Origin of the sequence: Pseudomonas sp. NPDC090233 (genome assembly GCF_044772285.1) — a bacterium.
In the GTDB taxonomy this organism is placed as follows: Bacteria; Pseudomonadota; Gammaproteobacteria; order Pseudomonadales; family Pseudomonadaceae; genus Aquipseudomonas.
The window spans coordinates 480,860-496,640 of sequence record NZ_JBIVYQ010000004.1 but is presented as its reverse complement, the minus strand read 5'-3'; the positions used below and the strand labels follow the sequence as shown (position 1 = coordinate 496,640).

Genomic DNA, 15,781 nt, shown 5'->3' with positions numbered 1-15,781 from the left:
AGAAAGGTAGAGATCCGTGAAAAAGGATTCCCTCAAAGGCTGGTTCAAGAGCGGCGCCCCCGGCGTCTGGATCAGCGGTGGCGCGGTGGCCATGGCGGTGATCATGACCGTCGGCCTGCTGGCGGTGATCGCCGTGCGCGGGCTCGGCCACTTCTGGCCGGCCGACCTGATCCAGGCCACCTACAAGGTGCCAGGCCAGGCAGATCACATCGTCATCGGTGAAGTGGTGCAGAAAGAAGAGGTGCCGCGTGCGCGCCTCAAGGGTGCCGGCTTGCCGGTACCGGACGTAGGCCCGGAGTTCATGACCCGCGAGCTGATCAAGGTCGGTAACCGCGACCTCAACGGCAGCGACTTCACTTGGGTGGTCGGTGACTGGCTGGTCGACGAGCAGCGCCCGGTCGACTTGATCGCCCTGGAGCGCCGCGAGTGGGGCAACTTCTATGGCCGCCTGGTCAGCGTCAAGGAAGAAGGCCGCGTGGTCGCCGAAGGCCCTGGCGCCTGGAACGAATTGCAGGCCCGCCTCAAGCGCGCCAACCAGCTCAACGCTGAACTGCAGCAGCTTGAGAAAAAAGACATCGGTGCCATCAACCATGGCCTCGAGCGCCTGCGCCTGCAAAGCCGCAAGCTGGAGCTGCACGGCAATCTGGACGCTGCTGCACAGGCCGACATGGATGCCGAGCGCGCCGAGCTGAACAGCCGCTACAAGGCCATCGAAGAGCGCCTCAGCGGCCTGCACCAGGCTTTCTCCCGCGACAGCCTGGTGGCCCGCGACGGCAACGGCCGCGAAGTGGAAATCAACCTGAGCAAGGTGGTGCACGCTATCCAGCCGAACGGCATGTCCGCGCTGACCAAGATGGGCACCTACTTCGCCAAGGTCTGGGAGTTCCTCAGCGACGACCCGCGTGAAGCCAACACCGAGGGCGGTATCTTCCCGGCCATCTTCGGCACGGTGATGATGACCCTGATCATGGCCGTGATCGTCACCCCGTTCGGTGTACTGGCAGCTGTATACCTGCGTGAATACGCCCGGCAAGGTACGGTGACCCGGCTGATCCGTATCGCCGTGAACAACCTGGCGGGTGTGCCGGCGATCGTCTACGGCGTGTTCGGCCTGGGCTTCTTCGTCTACGTGTTGGGCGGCTCGATCGACCGGCTGTTCTTCCCCGAGTCGCTGCCGGCGCCTACCCTGGGAACTCCGGGCCTGCTGTGGGCCTCGCTGACCCTGGCGCTACTGGCGGTGCCGGTGGTGATCGTGGCTACCGAGGAAGGCCTGGCGCGTATTCCACGCACCGTGCGTGAAGGCTCGCTGGCGCTGGGTGCGACCAAGGCCGAGACGCTGTGGAAAATCGTCCTGCCAATGGCCAGCCCGGCGATGATGACAGGCATGATCCTCGCCGTGGCCCGCGCCGCTGGCGAAGTGGCGCCGCTGATGCTGGTGGGTGTGGTGAAGCTGGCGCCATCGCTGCCGCTGGACGGCAACTATCCGTACCTGCACCTGGACCAGAAGATCATGCACCTGGGCTTCCACATCTACGACGTCGGCTTCCAGAGCCCTAACGTCGAGGCCGCGCGGCCGCTGGTGTACGCCACCGCGTTGCTGCTGGTGATGGTGATCGCCACCCTCAACCTCTCGGCGGTGTGGATCCGTAACCACCTGCGCGAGAAGTACAAGGCGCTCGACCACTGAGCCTGATTTGCAAGCGTGCCGCCCGCATCCGGGCGGCCCTTTGAAACGAATTGATAGCGTATGGAGATGACCATGCAGCAAGATTCCCACACCCACGGCATCGACATGTCTGCCCTGGGCCGCGACAAACAGGGCCTGCGCCTGGCCGAAGAAACCGTGGCCATCGAAGTACCGGGCCTGAGCCTGTTCTACGGCGACAAGCAAGCGCTGTTCGATGTCAGCCTGAATATCCCCAAGCAGCGCGTGACCGCCTTCATCGGCCCGTCCGGCTGCGGCAAGTCGACCCTGCTGCGCACCTTCAACCGCATGAACGACCTGGTTGACGGCTGCCGCGTGGAAGGCGCCATCAACCTGTACGGCAACAACATCTACCGCAAGGGCGAGGACGTGGCCGAGCTGCGCCGCCGCGTGGGCATGGTGTTCCAGAAGCCCAACCCGTTCCCCAAGACCATCTATGAGAACGTGGTCTACGGCCTGCGTATTCAGGGCATCAACAAGAAGCGCGTGCTCGACGAAGCGGTCGAGTGGGCACTCAAGGGCGCGGCGTTGTGGGACGAGGTCAAGGATCGCCTGCACGACTCGGCACTGGGCCTGTCCGGCGGCCAGCAGCAGCGTCTGGTGATCGCCCGTACTATCGCCGTCGAGCCTGAAGTACTGCTGCTCGACGAACCCTGCTCGGCACTCGACCCGATCTCGACGCTGAAGGTCGAAGAGCTGATCTACGAACTGAAATCCAAGTACACCATCGTTATCGTCACCCACAACATGCAGCAGGCGGCACGCGTTTCGGACTACACCGCGTTCATGTACATGGGCAAACTGGTCGAATTCGGTGATACCGACACCCTGTTCACCAACCCGGCGAAGAAGCAGACCGAAGACTACATCACCGGTCGCTACGGCTAAGCCTGCAGCCAGGGAACGACACGAACCACTTGCACCTGCTTCGCGGAGCGAAACGATGATCAACAAAGAAAGCCTGACGCACCACATTTCCCAGCAGTTCAACGCCGAGCTCGAAGAGGTGCGCAGCCACCTGCTGGCCATGGGCGGCCTGGTCGAGAAGCAGGTCAACGACGCGGTCACCGCGCTGATCGAGGCCGACTCCGGTCTGGCTCAGCAGGTGCGTGAAGTCGACGAACAGATCAACCAGATGGAGCGCAACATCGACGAGGAGTGCGTGCGCATCCTCGCCCGTCGCCAGCCGGCGGCCTCCGACCTGCGCTTGATCATCAGCATTTCCAAGTCGGTGATCGACCTGGAGCGAATCGGCGACGAATCGACCAAGATCGCCCGTCGCGCCATTCAGCTGTGCGAGGAAGGCGAGTCGCCGCGCGGTTATGTCGAGGTGCGCCACATCGGCGACCAGGTCCGCAACATGGTCCGCGACGCGCTTGATGCCTTCGCCCGCTTCGACGCCGAGCTGGCGCTGTCGGTGGCGCAGTACGACAAGACCATCGACCGCGAGTACAAGACCGCCCTGCGCGAGCTGGTGACCTACATGATGGAAGATCCGCGCTCGATCTCGCGGGTACTGAGCGTCATCTGGGCCCTGCGCTCGCTGGAGCGTATCGGCGACCACGCACGCAATATCTCGGAGCTGGTGATCTACCTGGTACGCGGCACCGACGTGCGCCACATGGGCCTCAAGCGCATGAAGGCGGAAGTCGAGGGTACGGCATTCGATGAAGCCGAAAGCGCTAATGTTCCGGCTGAACCGGACGATAAATAAGATTGCTCCCGAGCATCGACGCCCGGCCTTGGCCGGGCGTTTTCGTTTGCGCCAGAGCAGCAGCAGGCACCCGCGAACGATGCAAAGAAGTCCCGGCGTGGCCCAGTTATTGGCAAATGGCCATCAATCGACGGTAGGCTAGTCGGGGATCAAGAGGAGTATCGATGAGTAAAGTGAATGTGCTGGTCGTGGATGATGCGCCGTTCATCCGTGATCTGGTGAGGAAGTGCCTGCGTAATGCCTTCCCGGGCATGGTCATCGAAGATGCGGTCAACGGCCGCAAGGCCATGACCCTGTTGGCCAAGGAACAGTTCGACCTGGTCCTGTGCGACTGGGAGATGCCGGAGATGTCTGGCCTGGAGTTGCTGACCTGGTGCCGTCAGCAGCCCGAGATGAAGAACCTGCAGTTCATCATGGTGACCAGCCGTGGTGACAAGGAGAACGTGATTCAGGCCATCCAGGCTGGCGTCTCCGATTTCGTCGGCAAGCCGTTCACCAATGAGCAGCTGCTGACCAAGGTGAAGAAAGCCCTGACCAAGATCGGCAAGCTCGACAGCCTGATGGCCGGTGGCCCGGCGCGGGTCAACTCGGCATTCGCCAACGACTCGCTGAGCGCACTGACCGGCGGCAAGCCCGAAGCGGTCAAGGTGGCAGCGCCTGCAGCTGCCCCGGCCAAGCCGTTGATCAACGCACCGCAACCCCAGACCGCCGCAGCGGCGGCTGCGCAGTCCGGCCGTGGTCAGGGCCAGTTGCGTCTGTCCAGCGGCACCCAACCCTGCGTGATCAAGGCACTGAGCCTCAAGGAGGCACTGCTGGTGGTGCGCCGCAGCGCAACCCTGCCACAAGTGCTGGAAGGGGCCGTGCTCGACCTGGAGCAGGGCGAGAACGCAGAAGTGGCCCGCCTCAACGGTTACCTGCATGCCATCGCGGCGCTGGAGCCGAAGCCGGAAAGCGACTGGTTGCAGCTGACGTTCAAGTTCGTCGACCAGGATGCGCAGAAGCTCGACTACCTGTCGCGCCTGATTGCCCGCGGTACGTCGCAGAAGCACTTCACACCGGGCGCTTAGGCCGGTTGAACACAGTACCACCTGTGGGAGCGGCTTCAGCCGCGAACACCGGCGAAGCCGGTGCCATCCACCGCGTCGCCTGCTTCGCGGCTAAAGCCGCTCCCACAGGGTATTCCGACCAACTGTAATAACGCTCCCAGATGGCCCTGCTAGGCTTCGACAGAACACCACCTGTCAAAAAGCCACTATCATGCCCGCCATCGCCCGCTTGCTGCTTTGCTGTGCCTTGCTTTCGGCCTCGGCGTCGACCCTGGGCATGACGCTCTACAAAACCACCGACAATTTCGGCGTGGCCTCCTATTCCGATCGCCCCAGCCCCGGCGCGAAAGCCTTCGAGCTGCGTGAGCCGATGTTCGAGCGGCTGGACAGCCAGGTGCGTCTGCAGACCGAAACCTTCCCCGGCGGCGTGCGTTTCATGGTGCGCAACGAGCTGTACGTACCGATGCAGGTCGAACTGCGCATCGACAAGCTGGCCAACGCCTTCGGTGGCAATGCCCCGCGCACCGTGCGTGCGGTGGTCGGGCCGCGCTCGACCAAGGTGCTTAGCTCGGTGCTGGCGGCGCCCAGCGGGCCGCTGAAATACGCCAGCAACTTCCAGTACGCCATGGGCGACCCCGGCCAGCGTTCGCAGGCTTACCGCTATCCGTTCCCGTGGAAAGGCGGGCCCTTCCGCCTGACCCAAGGCCCCAACGGCCGTTTCAGCCACTTCGGCCCCAAAGGCCGTTACGCCATGGACATCGCCATGCCCGAAGGCACGCCGATCATCGCGGCACGCGCTGGCATGGTGGTGAAAATCGAGAATTCCCAGAGCGGGCGAGGGACCAACCCATCGGGCAATTTCGTGCGCATCCTGCACCCGGACGGCACCATGGGCGTGTACCTGCACCTGATGCGCGGCTCGGTGGTGGTGGCGGAGGGGCAGCAGGTAGCGCTGGGCCAGGCGCTGGCCAAGTCGGGCAATACCGGCAACAGCACCGGGCCGCACCTGCATTTCGTGGTGCAGCGCAATGTGGGGCTGGCGCTGGAGTCGATACCCTTTCAGTTCGACCGGCCGATTGGCGGGTTGCCGGACTTTACGGCGGGAAATCCTTGAGACTGCTTGCTTGACTGTGATTTATAAGCTACAAACTGATCCATGAAGAGCATCAAACAAACAGCCACCTACAGGAATTGGGAGCACAAGCTCCGAGATAAGCAGGCAAGGGCAATCATAGCTGCACGTGTATTCCGTCTGGCGCATGGGTTGCTTGGGGATGTTCAGCCGGTGGGCCAAGGTATCAGCGAATTGCGTATCCACTACGGCCCCGGTTACCGAGTATATTTCCAGCAACGAGGAAATCAGCTGGTACTGTTGTTGTGTGGTGGGAACAAGAGCAGCCAGGCACGCGATATAGAGACCGCTAAAACCCTGGCCAGCCAGTGGAGTGACGACGAATGAAAGAACAGTTCTATGACTATGACCCAGCCGAAGCCCTGACGGACGCAGAATCCATCGCCATATTCATGGAGGATGCATTTGAAACCGGCGATGCTGCCTACATCGCTCAGGCCCTCGGTGTTGTCGCTCGTGCCAAGGGAATGTCCGCTATTGCGAATGAGGCAGGCGTGTCCCGGGAGCATCTTTACCGCTCGTTCTCAGAAAAGGGTAACCCTACGCTGAAAACGATGCTGGCGGTGATGCGAGCCGTGGGTTTGGACCTGACGTCCCGCAAGCACGTAGAACCAGCACATTGATCTGAATCCCGGGCCGCAAAGCGGCCCATTGGGTCAGTCCAGCTTCAGCACCTTGGCCAGCACGATCTTCGGCCCTTTCATCTTCTTGATGATGATGCGCAGGCCCTCGACTTCCAGCACTTCCTCTTCTTCAGGCACGCGCTTGAGGGCCTCGTAGATCAGCCCGGCGAGGGTTTCCGCTTCGATGTGGTCCAGGTCGATACCCAGCAGGCGCTCGACCTTGAACAGCGGCGTATCGCCGCGCACCAGCAGCTTGCCCGGCTGGTAGGCGAGGATGCCGCGCTCGGTCTTGCGGTGTTCGTCCTGAATGTCGCCCACCAGCACTTCCAGCACGTCTTCCATGGTCAGGTAGCCGATCACCTTGCCATCGGCTTCCTCGACCAACACGAAGTGCGCGCCGCCCTTGCGGAACTGCTCCAGCAGCTGGGACAGCGGCATGTGCCGGGACACGCGCTCCAGCGGGCGGGCGAGGTCTTCGAGGTCGACGGTTTCGGGCAGGTGTTCGAGCTCGGCCAGCTCCAGCAGCAGGTCCTTGATGTGCAGCAGCCCGGTGAACTCCTCGCGCTCGGCGTCGTACAGCGGGTAGCGGCTAAACTTGTGGCGGCGCACCAGGGCGAGGATTTCCTTGAGCGGCGCATGGGCGTCGATGCTGACCATGTCTTCGCGTGAGTTGGCCCAGTCGACCACTTCCAGCTCGCCCATCTCCACGGCCGACGCCAGCACGCGCATGCCTTGGTCGCTCGGGTCCTGGCCACGGCTGGAGTGCAGGATCAGCTTGAGTTCTTCGCGGCTGTAGTGGTGCTCGTGGTGCGGGCCAGGCTCGCCTTGGCCTGCGATGCGCAGGATGGTGTTGGCGCTGGCGTTGAGCAGGTAGATGGCCGGGTACATCAGCCAGTAGAACAGGTACAGCGGCACGGCGGTCCACAGCGACAGCAGCTCGGGCTTGCGGATCGCCCACGACTTGGGCGCCAGTTCGCCGACCACGATGTGCAGGTACGAGATGACGAAGAAGGCGACGAAGAACGAGACAGCCTTGATCAGCTCCGGCGTATCGACGCCGAAGTAGGCCAGCAGCGGTTCGAGCAGGTGGGCGAACGCCGGCTCACCGACCCAGCCCAGGCCCAGCGAGGCCAGGGTGATACCCAACTGGCAGGCCGACAGGTAGGCGTCGAGCTGGTTGTGTACCTTGCGCAGGATGCTGCCGCGCCAGCCGTGCTGTTCGGCAATGGACTCGACGCGTGTGGAACGCAGCTTGACCATGGCGAACTCGGCGGCAACGAAAAAGCCGTTGAGCAGCACCAGGAACAAGGCAAAGAGAATCATGCCGAAATCGGCGAAGAGCGAGGTGAGGCTGATACCAGGGGAAGGGTCCATGATGGAGTTTTTACGGGGTCCGTCTTAGAAAAGGTAGAAAGAAAAGTGCCAGCGATTGCTGGCACAGGGGATCCAATGTAGCGGCTGGGGCGGCAAAAGCAAAGTAGCCCTTGGCATCAGCCCCTGTCGTTGGCCAATTGTGCTGGCATGAAATGACAGGTGAATGTACTGCCATGCCCCGGCACGCTGCTGATTTCCAGGCGCCCGCGATGGCGCATCAGCACATGCTTGACGATCGCCAGCCCCAGCCCGGTGCCGCCGGTGTTGGAGGCGCGGCTGGAGTCGACCCGGTAGAAGCGCTCGGTCAGGCGCGGCAGGTGCTTGGCGTCGATACCGACCCCCGAATCCTGCACCGACAGGTGCGCGCCCTGGTCGTCGGCCCACCAGCGGATGCGGATATTGCCTTCGTCCTGGGTGTACTTCACCGCGTTGAACACCAGGTTTGAGAAGGCACTGCGCAGTTCCGATTCGCTGCCTTTCAAGCGCAGGCCCGGCGCGGCTTCCAGGGTAATGCGCTGGTTGCGCGGGCCGGACAGCGCCTGGGCATCGTTCTTGATCGCGTTGAGCATGGCGTCCACCGCCACCGGCTGGTTGTCCGACGGGTAGTCGGTGGCTTCCAGCTTGGCCAGCAGCAACAGGTCGTTGAGCAACGTCTGCATGCGCGAACCTTGCTGGGTCATCTGTTGCAGCGCCCGTCTCCAGCGCGGGTTCACGTCTTCGACGTTGTCCAGCAGGGTTTCCAGGTAGCCGGTGATCACCGTCAGCGGCGTACGCAGCTCGTGCGAGACGTTGGCGACGAAGTCCTTGCGCATCTGTTCCAGCTGATGGATGCGGGTGACGTCGCGCACCAGCATCAGGTGCTCGTTGTTGCCGTAGCGGGTGAGGTGCAGTTGCACGCGCAGGCGGTCATTGATCGGTGAGGGGATCTCCAGCGGTTCGGCGTAGTTTTCCGACTCGAAGTATTCCTTGAAGCGCGGGTGGCGCACCAGGTTGGTGACCGGCTGGCCGCCGTCTTGCGGGGTCTTGAAGCCCAGCAGGGTTTCCGCGGCGCGGTTCCACCATTCCAGGTTGCCGTCGCTGTCGAGCATGATCACCGCGTCACGCAGGGCGGCGGTGGACTCTTGCACGCGGTCGATCACCGCTTGCAGGCGGCCGCGCACCCGCTGGTCGCGGCGCTGCAGGTGATAGATGCTGTCGAACACCTCGCCCCACAGGCCGTAGCCGTCGGGCGGTGCTTCGTCGGGTTGATGGTTGCGCAGCCAGTCGTGCAGGCGCAGCAACTGCTTGAGGGTCCAACCCAGGTAGAAGCCCAGACCGATGGCCAGGCTCCAGCCGTAATAGCCGCTGATCAGGCCACCGATCAGGCAGACAGTGATCAGCAGCAACAGGTGGCGAATCAGGGTCGCGTGCCAGTTCTGGTTCAATTGACGGTCCTTGTACAACGACGTGCCGCTAGACGCTTGGGTGCTCGATCAGCTCTTGGTCGAGAAGCGGTAGCCAGTGCCCCGGACGGTTTGTACCAGATTTTCGTAAGCTTCACCCAGTGCCTTGCGCAGGCGACGGATGTGCACATCGACGGTGCGCTCTTCGACATAGACGTTGCCGCCCCATACCTGGTCGAGCAACTGGCCGCGGGTGTAGGCGCGTTCCTGGTGGGTCATGAAGAACTGCAGCAGGCGGTATTCGGTCGGGCCCATTTCGGCCGGCTTGCCATCGATGGTCACGCGGTGACTGATCGGGTCGAGCAGCAGGCCGCCGACTTCGATCGGTGCTTCGCTGTCACTCGGGCCGGTGCGGCGCAGCACGGCCTTCAGGCGCGCTACCAGCTCGCGTGGCGAGAATGGCTTGGTGATGTAGTCGTCGGCGCCGACTTCCAGGCCCTGGATCTTGTTGTCCTCTTCGCCTTTGGCGGTGAGCATGATGATCGGGATGTCACCGGTCAGCTCGTCGCGCTTTAGGCGGCGGGCCAGCTCGATGCCGGAGGTGCCGGGCAGCATCCAGTCGAGCAGGATCAGGTCCGGTTTGCGGTCGACGATGATCGCATGGGCCTGTTGCGAGTTTTCAGCTTCCAGGCAGTCATAGCCGGCCATTTCCAAGGCAACGGCGATCATCTCGCGGATAGGCGCTTCGTCGTCGACGATCAGAATGTTTCTGCCAACCATGCTCTCAACCTCTCCTGGAATATCGTGTCTGGCCCGCATTAGATAACGGAATTATTGCAGCTGTGTGACAAGGTGTTGGCCGTTCTGGCGACATTGGATGACTGGGCTAGGCTTGAGAGGGCCGCTGCGGCGGCACGCAGCACTCATTCCACCCTCGAATTTATGGTGATTCCAATGACACGACACACGCTGAGCTGGATGGCCCTTTTCGCTGCACTGGCGCTGCCCGGGGTAGCGTCAGCCCACCATGCGATGGAGAAGGATGGCATGTGGGTCGATCACAACGGCATGACGCTGTACACCTTCGACAAGGATGCTGGCGGCAAGTCGATGTGTAACGGTGATTGCGCCAAGAACTGGCCGCCGCTGCTGGTGAAGGCAGACGACGAAGCGCCCAAGGACAAATGGACCACGGTGATACGTGATGATGGTCAAAAACAGTGGGCCTATGACGGCAAGCCGCTGTACACCTTCGTCAAGGACAAGAAGGCCGGCGAAACCACCGGCGATGGCATGAAGGACGTCTGGCACGTCGCCAAGCCTTGAAGTACACCGCCTAACCCTGTAGGAGCGGCTTCAGCCGCGAACACCGGCGAAGCCGGTGCCAGCCACCGCGTCGCTTGCTTCGCGGCTGAAGCCGCTCCCACAGGTTTGGTGGTCATCTTTTATCGAAGGGCGTAATCCAGCACCACCCCGATAAACACCAGCAACCCCGCCCAGTGATTGTGCAGAAACGCCTTGAAGCACGACTCCCGGTCCAGCTTGCGCGTCGACCAGTACTCCCAGGCAAAGCACAGCGCCGCACCCAGCAACCCCAGGTGGAACCAGCCACCCAGCTCGAAGCGGCTACCCGCCAGCAACAAGCAGCCCAGCGACAGCAACTGCAGGGTCAGGATGATCACCCGGTCGGCCTCACCGAACAGGATCGCTGTAGATTTCACGCCAATCTTCAGGTCATCGTCACGATCGACCATGGCGTAGTAGGTGTCGTAGCCCACCGTCCACAACAGGTTGGCGATGTACAGCAGCCAGGCACTGGTCGGCAACTCGCCGCCAGCAGCGGTGAAGGCCATGGGTATACCCCAGGAATACGCGGCACCCAGCACCACCTGCGGGTAATAGGTGTAGCGCTTCATGAACGGATAGCAGAATGCCAACGCCACAGCGCCGAACGACAGCCACACGGTCTGGCTGTTGGTGCTCAGCACCAGCAGGAAACTCACCGCCACCAGCAGGGCGAACAGCGCCAGCGCCTCGCGGGGCTTGACCCGGCCACTGGCCAACGGCCGGTCGGCGGTGCGTTTAACGTGGCCGTCGACCTTGCGGTCGGCGAAGTCGTTGATGCAGCAGCCAGCGGCGCGCATCAGCACTACACCGAGGGCGAAGATCAGCACATTGGCCACGGTCGGTGAACCCTGCCCGGCGATCCACACTGCCGTCAGGGTCGGCCACAGCAGCAGGTAGATGCCGATCGGCCGGTCCATGCGGCTGAGCTGGACGAAGTCCCAGGCGCGCGGGTGCACGCGGTTCAGCGACTTGAGCAGGTTCAGGTACATCAGCGATTTTCCTCCTTGGCCGCTTGCCACAAGGTCGGCAGGAATACTTCGGCCACCAGCAGGTCGAGGCCGTTGCGCTCGAAGCGCGAACGCCGCCCCCACAGGCCGTCATGAACCGCTTCGACAGGCAGCCAGGCCTGTGGATAAGTGCACACCTCGATCGGGTGGCGAACGAATGCCTGATCGCAGAACAGTAGCTCGCCCAGCGAACGGCTGCCCAGGGTTTCCAGGTCCAGGCCACCACGCTCCAGCGCGCTGCGGCTGGCCACGCTGCGGGCGAACACCCAAGGCTGGCCATGGCCGCGCAGGTACACTTCGCGTACCCAGCCTTCGGCGCCTGGCGCGATGCCCAGTGCCAGGCATTCGTCATCGCGCAGCGGCTGCCAGCCCTCGAACAGAGGGGTGACGCTGAAATGGTCTTGGGAGAGGCGGGTCAGGCGGCGAGTCAGGGAGCCTTCGTCGAACAGCCAGTCGAGGGTAGGCTGGTCGATATCGGTCGCCAGCTGTGAATACGGCAGCCACGCGACAGCGGCTGCTTGCGGGGATTCGTACGACACGTCGGTATGCTTTGTTACAGCCAGAGAGGCGGCGAGCTTAGCATGATTGCCCCGACTGCTTGCATAATGCCCGCATAACAAAGCCTGACCGAGGAAGTACGACCGATGAAGAAGTGGCAATGTATTGTCTGTGGCCTGATCTATGACGAAGCCGAAGGCTGGCCGGATGACGGCATTGAACCCGGCACCCGTTGGGAGGACGTGCCGGAAGACTGGCTGTGCCCTGACTGCGGCGTCGGCAAAAGCGACTTCGAGATGATCGCCATCGGCTGATCGCACCACCGTTCAAGAGGAAAGCACGACATGACGTCCCCCGTGGTCATCATCGGTACCGGCCTTGCCGGCTACAACCTGGCCCGCGAATTTCGCAAGCTCGATGGCGAGACGCCGCTGCTGCTGATTACCGCCGATGACGGCCGGTCCTATTCCAAGCCCATGCTTTCCACGGGCTTTGCCAAGCACAAGGACGCAGACGGCCTGTGCATGGCCGAGCCGGGTGCCATGGCCGAGCAGCTCAAGGCCGAGATTCGCACCCATACCCGCATCAGCGGCATCGACCCGGGCCACAAGCGCCTGTGGATCGGTGAAGAGGCGGTGGAGTACCGCGATCTGGTGCTGGCCTGGGGCGCGCAGACTGTACAGGCGCCGGTAGAAGGCGACGGCGCCGGGCTGGTGTTCCCGATCAACGACCTGGAAGACTACGCCCGCTTTCGCGCCGCCGCGGCTGGCAAACAGCGGGTGTTGATCCTTGGCGCCGGCCTGATCGGCTGCGAGTTCGCCAACGACATGAGCCTGGGTGGGTTCCAGGTCGATGTGGTGGCGCCCTGCGAACAGGTCATGCCCACGCTGTTGCACCCCGCTGCGGCTGCTGCCGTGCAGGCCGGGCTGCAAGGCCTGGGCGTGCGCTTTCACCTCGGCCCGGTGCTTACCCGGCTTGATCTGGTGGGCGAGGGCCTTGAAGCGCACTTGTCCGATGGCAGCATGATCGCCTGCGACCTGGTGGTGTCGGCCATCGGCCTGCGCCCTCGCACCGATCTGGCGGCGGCCGCCGGCCTGCAGATCAATCGCGGTGTGGTCGTCGACCGCCAACTGCGCACCTCCCACGGCAATATCTTCGCCTTGGGCGATTGTGCCGAAGTTGAGGGCATCAACCTGCTGTACGTCATGCCGCTGATGGCCTGCGCGCGTGCCTTGGCCCAAACCCTGGCCGGTAATCCCACCCAAGTCAGCTATGGCCCGATGCCCATTACCGTAAAAACCCCGGCTTGCCCGCTGGTGGTATCGCCTCCGCCTGCGGGGCTCGAAGGCAACTGGCAGGTCGAGGGGCAGGGCAGCGACCTGAAAGTGCTTTGTCACGCCGACGACGGCCAGTTGCTGGGCTACGCCCTGACCGGCAACGCTGTCATGGAAAAACTGGCGTTGAATCGGCAGTTACCGCCGCTGATGGCCTGAATAGCGGGCGTTCTGTCGGATTTACCCTGTGGTTGCCCCCACAATGGCCGCCCAGACACTGGCGCGGCCCCGGAGGGCGTGCCATTCTCACTTCCGTCTGCCGCAGATTAGAGCCTGCGGTGCCTTGAACGCTGCTTTCATGGCAGCACGGCAATAACAACAAAAAATTCCGTCAAAGAGGCTTCACTATGCGTAAACCAGAACTCGCCGCCGTCATCGCCGAAAAGGCCGATCTGACCAAGGAAAAGGCCAACCAGGTGCTGAACGCGATTCTCGACAGCATCACCGGTGCCCTGGACAAGGACACCGTCACCCTGGTCGGCTTCGGCACCTTTGAGAAACGCCATCGTGGCGCTCGCACTGGCAAGAACCCGCAGACCGGTGAGCCGGTGAAAATCAAGGCCAGCAATACCGTCGCGTTCAAGCCCGGCAAGAACCTGCGCGACAGCGTCAACGTTCCCGCCAAGCCGGCCAAAAAGGCCAAGTGATCGACGCCTGACACCTTCAGCCTCTCTCCAAACGGGCGCCCCAGGGCGCCCGTTTTGCTTTCTGTAGTTAACGTGCAGCGAACTTGCATAAATAGTTCAAGAAAAGGCTAAACTGCGCGCCTCAGTCATTTTTCATTCGAGGCGCGTTGATGAAGTTTCGCTTTCTTCTCTGGGCCATGGGATTGTTGATGGCCAGGGCCAGCCGCAACAACCCGGCGTTTCAGCAGCAGCTGAAGGACAAGGACCTGGTGTTCCAGATGCAGACTCTGGACGGCAAAGTAGCCCGGCATTTCACCGTCAGCGGCGAACGCATCAGCAGCAAGGGTGGCAGCCACCCACAGCCGGCCTTCGCCATTGCCTTCAAGGATGCCGCCTACGGCTTCGCCACGATGCAGGCGAGCAACAAGCAGCTGGCGTTCATGCAGGGCATTCAGGACAAGAACATCCAGATCAAGGGCAATCCGGCGTTGGTGATGTGGTTTCAGGGGTTGATGAAATACCTGAAGCCTAGAAAGAAGAAAGGCTGACATCGTTAGGGCCGCTTTGCGGCCCCAGTTCAGTCAGTGCGGTGCGTTGAACTGTGACGCCAGTTCGCGCAGCAGGCTCTCGGCCTCAAGCACCTTGTTCACCACATCCTCGGCTTTATCCCGGGTAATCCCCAAACGCTCCAGCAGCGCGTCGGGGATCGCCTCCTGCGGCCCCGAGCCAATCCCGCGCGAGCGCAGCAGGCGCGTGGCTAGGCACACCAGGTTGGGGTAGGCCGAGTAACTGCCTTCGTATGAAGGGTCGTGCTGGAAGCGCAACGCCGTTTGCAGTTCTTCCGGCATGTCCCACAGTTTCATCAGCCAGGCGCCGATCTGTTCGCGGCTGATACCCAACAGGTGCTGCTCCACATAGGTGTGGCACAGGTGCGGGTTGACCTCCAGATGGCGGCAGATCAGCGAGAAGTGCGGCGGGAACACGTGCGCCAGCAGCAGGTAACCGAAGTTGTGCAGCAGCCCTGCCAGGTAGGTCAGGCCGGCTTCCGGGCGCTCTGCGCGCGGCATGGCGCGGGTCAGGCCTTCGATGATCGCGGCGGTGTAGATCGACTGCTGCCAGTACGGCGTGGCCTGCTGCGGGTGATCCTTGGGCAGGCTCAGGGTCTTGCCCAGCGCCAGGCCCAGGGCCAGGTTGATCACCAGGTCGAAGCCCAGCACGCGGACGATGGCGTCTTCCACCGAACGGATCTTGCCGGGTGAGGCGTAGTAGGGCGATGCAGCCCAGCTGACCACCTGCGCGGCCAGCGCCGGGTCGGTTTCGACCACGCCGGTGATGTCGTCGATGCTGGCGTTGGGGTCGACGCGCAGCTTGATGATCTTCTGCGCGGTGTCGGCCAGCGGTGGAATCTCGATGGTTTCTTCCAGGCGCTTCTGGATCCGTCGGGCAGTGAACGCCTGAACGGCCTGGGTGATCTCTTTGGAGTCGTCATCCGGGCGGTCGAGGTTGGGGCGAATTTCCCGGACCGGTTGGCCGAAGCTGCCAGCGCTGGCCTTCTTCAGCATGTGCTTGAAATCATCTTTCTTGATTTCCAGCAACAGCCCGGTTTCGCCGGACTGGATCAGTAGGTGCTCCTGTTCGAGCAATTTGCCTTCATACAAGCAGGGCGAGCTGGTCAGCGCCGGAATGGCCGGCAAGGCTTTGAGCTGGTGCTTGTCGAGCATATGCTTCAGGCGTGCCACGGGTACGGCCTTGAGCTTGCGGCCAGTCAGCTCTTCCAGGCGGTTGAGGTCGAGCAGCTTGCTTTGCGGGAACAGCACCATCAAAGCGCCGATCTCGTCGTCCAGCAGGATCGCCTGTACCCGCGAAGCGGCTGGCAGTTGCGGGTGATCTGCCACCTCGCGATAGGCCACGCCCGTTTTATCGAGCAACAGCCGGATGACAGGGGGTGCGTGTGGGGTTGCGGTGTCCAGGGCAACTTCAGTCATGGTCCGTA

18 protein-coding genes are annotated in these 15,781 nt (G+C 62.6%); 12 read left to right on the top strand and 6 right to left on the bottom strand.

Annotated elements, in window-relative coordinates; genetic code table 11:
* The first annotated feature begins 16 nt into the window (after window positions 1-16).
* The 7 genes from pstA to ACIQUF_RS13575 all read left to right on the top strand — a co-directional run bounded on the left by pstA (window position 17) and on the right by ACIQUF_RS13575 (window position 6,220).
* Window positions 17-1,687, top strand: a complete 1,671-nt coding sequence (gene pstA, locus ACIQUF_RS13605) for a phosphate ABC transporter permease PstA (RefSeq protein ID WP_403132146.1) — start codon at window positions 17-19, stop codon at window positions 1,685-1,687.
* A 72-nt stretch (window positions 1,688-1,759) separates the two neighbouring features.
* Window positions 1,760-2,593, top strand: coding sequence for a phosphate ABC transporter ATP-binding protein PstB (gene pstB, locus ACIQUF_RS13600; RefSeq protein WP_400801563.1), 834 nt, complete (start codon window positions 1,760-1,762; stop codon window positions 2,591-2,593).
* Window positions 2,594-2,648: 55 nt separating this feature from the next.
* A complete protein-coding gene (phoU, locus tag ACIQUF_RS13595; RefSeq protein ID WP_403132141.1) occupies window positions 2,649-3,419 on the top strand; it encodes a phosphate signaling complex protein PhoU in 771 nt (256 codons plus the stop codon).
* A 164-nt stretch (window positions 3,420-3,583) separates the two neighbouring features.
* Entirely contained in the window at window positions 3,584-4,486 is a 903-nt protein-coding gene (locus tag ACIQUF_RS13590; RefSeq protein ID WP_403132138.1) for a response regulator, read from the top strand.
* A 190-nt stretch (window positions 4,487-4,676) separates the two neighbouring features.
* Entirely contained in the window at window positions 4,677-5,579 is a 903-nt protein-coding gene (locus ACIQUF_RS13585) for a M23 family metallopeptidase (RefSeq protein WP_403132135.1), read from the top strand.
* Window positions 5,580-5,621: 42 nt separating this feature from the next.
* The gene (locus ACIQUF_RS13580) at window positions 5,622-5,924 is read left to right on the top strand and encodes a type II toxin-antitoxin system RelE/ParE family toxin (protein WP_403132133.1); all 303 of its coding nucleotides are present in this window, start codon (window positions 5,622-5,624) and stop codon (window positions 5,922-5,924) included.
* On the top strand, window positions 5,921-6,220 hold the full coding sequence (locus tag ACIQUF_RS13575) for an addiction module antidote protein (protein ID WP_403132130.1): 300 nt from the start codon (window positions 5,921-5,923) through the stop codon (window positions 6,218-6,220). The genes ACIQUF_RS13580 and ACIQUF_RS13575 overlap by 4 nt, the downstream gene beginning before the upstream one ends.
* 33 nt (window positions 6,221-6,253) lie before the next feature.
* Here the strand turns inward: ACIQUF_RS13575 and ACIQUF_RS13570 are convergent, their stop codons facing one another.
* From ACIQUF_RS13570 to phoB, 3 genes are all read right to left on the bottom strand, one after another.
* Entirely contained in the window at window positions 6,254-7,594 is a 1,341-nt protein-coding gene (locus ACIQUF_RS13570) for a hemolysin family protein (protein WP_403132127.1), read from the bottom strand.
* A gap of 116 nt (window positions 7,595-7,710) precedes the next feature.
* On the bottom strand, window positions 7,711-9,018 hold the full coding sequence (gene phoR / locus ACIQUF_RS13565; RefSeq protein WP_403132125.1) for a phosphate regulon sensor histidine kinase PhoR: 1,308 nt from the start codon (window positions 9,016-9,018) through the stop codon (window positions 7,711-7,713).
* A 48-nt stretch (window positions 9,019-9,066) separates the two neighbouring features.
* Entirely contained in the window at window positions 9,067-9,756 is a 690-nt protein-coding gene (gene phoB, locus ACIQUF_RS13560; protein WP_003253341.1) for a phosphate regulon transcriptional regulator PhoB, read from the bottom strand.
* A 174-nt stretch (window positions 9,757-9,930) separates the two neighbouring features.
* Between phoB and ACIQUF_RS13555 the strand changes: the two genes are divergently transcribed.
* Window positions 9,931-10,302 carry a hypothetical protein gene (locus tag ACIQUF_RS13555; RefSeq protein WP_403132112.1) on the top strand — a complete coding sequence of 124 codons (372 nt, stop codon included), beginning with the start codon at window positions 9,931-9,933 and terminating at the stop codon, window positions 10,300-10,302.
* Between the two features lie 119 nt (window positions 10,303-10,421).
* Here the strand turns inward: ACIQUF_RS13555 and ubiA are convergent, their stop codons facing one another.
* Window positions 10,422-11,312 carry a 4-hydroxybenzoate octaprenyltransferase gene (gene ubiA / locus ACIQUF_RS13550; RefSeq protein ID WP_403132109.1) on the bottom strand — a complete coding sequence of 297 codons (891 nt, stop codon included), beginning with the start codon at window positions 11,310-11,312 and terminating at the stop codon, window positions 10,422-10,424.
* A complete protein-coding gene (locus ACIQUF_RS13545; protein ID WP_403132107.1) occupies window positions 11,312-11,869 on the bottom strand; it encodes a chorismate--pyruvate lyase family protein in 558 nt (185 codons plus the stop codon). Before ACIQUF_RS13545 ends, ubiA begins: the two co-directional genes overlap by 1 nt.
* Before the next feature lie 105 nt (window positions 11,870-11,974).
* Between ACIQUF_RS13545 and ACIQUF_RS13540 the strand changes: the two genes are divergently transcribed.
* From ACIQUF_RS13540 to ACIQUF_RS13525, 4 genes are all read left to right on the top strand, one after another.
* Window positions 11,975-12,142 carry a rubredoxin gene (locus ACIQUF_RS13540; RefSeq protein WP_346612668.1) on the top strand — a complete coding sequence of 56 codons (168 nt, stop codon included), beginning with the start codon at window positions 11,975-11,977 and terminating at the stop codon, window positions 12,140-12,142.
* Between the two features lie 30 nt (window positions 12,143-12,172).
* Window positions 12,173-13,321: an NAD(P)/FAD-dependent oxidoreductase gene (locus ACIQUF_RS13535; RefSeq protein ID WP_403132105.1), complete on the top strand. Its 1,149-nt coding sequence runs from the start codon at window positions 12,173-12,175 to the stop codon at window positions 13,319-13,321.
* A 188-nt stretch (window positions 13,322-13,509) separates the two neighbouring features.
* On the top strand, window positions 13,510-13,809 hold the full coding sequence (locus ACIQUF_RS13530) for an HU family DNA-binding protein (RefSeq protein ID WP_039605050.1): 300 nt from the start codon (window positions 13,510-13,512) through the stop codon (window positions 13,807-13,809).
* Window positions 13,810-13,958: 149 nt separating this feature from the next.
* Entirely contained in the window at window positions 13,959-14,336 is a 378-nt protein-coding gene (locus ACIQUF_RS13525; RefSeq protein WP_403132101.1) for a helicase, read from the top strand.
* A gap of 33 nt (window positions 14,337-14,369) precedes the next feature.
* Here ACIQUF_RS13525 and ACIQUF_RS13520 read toward each other — a convergent pair whose 3' ends face one another.
* Window positions 14,370-15,773: an HDOD domain-containing protein gene (locus ACIQUF_RS13520; RefSeq protein WP_403132098.1), complete on the bottom strand. Its 1,404-nt coding sequence runs from the start codon at window positions 15,771-15,773 to the stop codon at window positions 14,370-14,372.
* Window positions 15,774-15,781: the final 8 nt, after the last annotated feature.